The organism is Synechococcus sp. H55.11 (assembly GCF_047462475.1).
In the GTDB taxonomy this organism is placed as follows: Bacteria; Cyanobacteriota; Cyanobacteriia; order Thermostichales; family Thermostichaceae; genus Thermostichus.
The window spans coordinates 1-1072 of sequence record NZ_JANSJI010000200.1 but is presented as its reverse complement, the minus strand read 5'-3'; the positions used below and the strand labels follow the sequence as shown (position 1 = coordinate 1072).

Below are 1072 nucleotides of genomic sequence, written 5' to 3'. Positions count from 1 at the left end.
GACGGTCCGGCTGGTGCCATGTGCCTTGGGCGTGCTGCGCACATAGCCCATAGGTAGCTCGAGTCTATCTGCGAGCCAGGCCGCCCAGCTAATGCCTCCCGTAGCCACGCCAACTATACCCCGGAAGTTTAGCCCCCTCTCTGCCAGCCTTTGCCCAAGCGCTTCTACGAGCGCTTGCCGCAGGGCTGGATAGGCCAGACATTGCCGGAAATCCAGATACACAGGACTCAGCCGGCCCGACGCCCATCGAAAAAAGGGCGCTTCCTCTCTTAGCTGGACAATTCGCTCCCGCAGGAGAGCCTCGTACAGGGCTTCCACCCTGCGAAGATACAGGCGAAGCCTGGCAGACTAAGGGGGCCTTCTGGGGAGGCTAACGCTCGTCTCCTGGTCTTCCCGCTCTGCAAGGCTTTCTCAGCCCGTCAGGAGCCGCTGGAGTAGAAGCTTTACCGGATACTGCCAGCGCACACGCCCCCTGTCTTTCTCGATGTAGAAAAGCCAGAGGCTGCTGGGGAGGCGCTCTATGAGGTAGGGCATGAGGCGTTCTAAGTGGGGGTAGCGCTGGACTTTTCGGTAGAGGCGAGCCCCCTGAAGCCGGTACAAAAAGCGGTCCTGGGCCAGGAGATGCGTCCCCTCTATGTAAAAAGCTGCTATCCGCGTAACCACGAGGGCGGGCGGAAGGCGAAGATAACCATCTACGATATGGAGTTCTGGCACCCGGGCCAGGAAGTCCATGGAGTCCCGATAGGCGGCTATGTAAAAGGGCCTTAGCCACCGCATGAAGGGCGGCGTGTAAAAAAGGCCATTTGCGATGCGGCCTGAGGCCAGCAAAGTGCTATTTTCCCGCCAGGTGAGGTTGGGTGCAAAGCGAAAGGCGGCTTGCATGTCGCCGCTGAAGGTTCCTCTTAGACCCAGGGCCCTCAGAGCAGGCACCTGGGTAATGCCGCTTTCCGCAAGCACGCCCTCTATCGGTATACCATCTGTGCGGACCTGCCAGGCAGCCATATAACAGCTGCTATCCCGCGCATCCAGCATGCCCCACCCCTCTACTGCCCCTGTGACTTATTCCCCTCTA

Annotated in this window: 1 protein-coding gene; it reads right to left on the bottom strand. The window is 59.9% G+C overall.

The window, feature by feature from the left end; translation table 11 throughout:
* Positions 1 to 411: 411 nt before the first annotated feature.
* Positions 412 to 957, bottom strand: coding sequence for a hypothetical protein (locus NW853_RS08420; protein ID WP_414348789.1), 546 nt, complete (start codon positions 955 to 957; stop codon positions 412 to 414).
* Positions 958 to 1072: the final 115 nt, after the last annotated feature.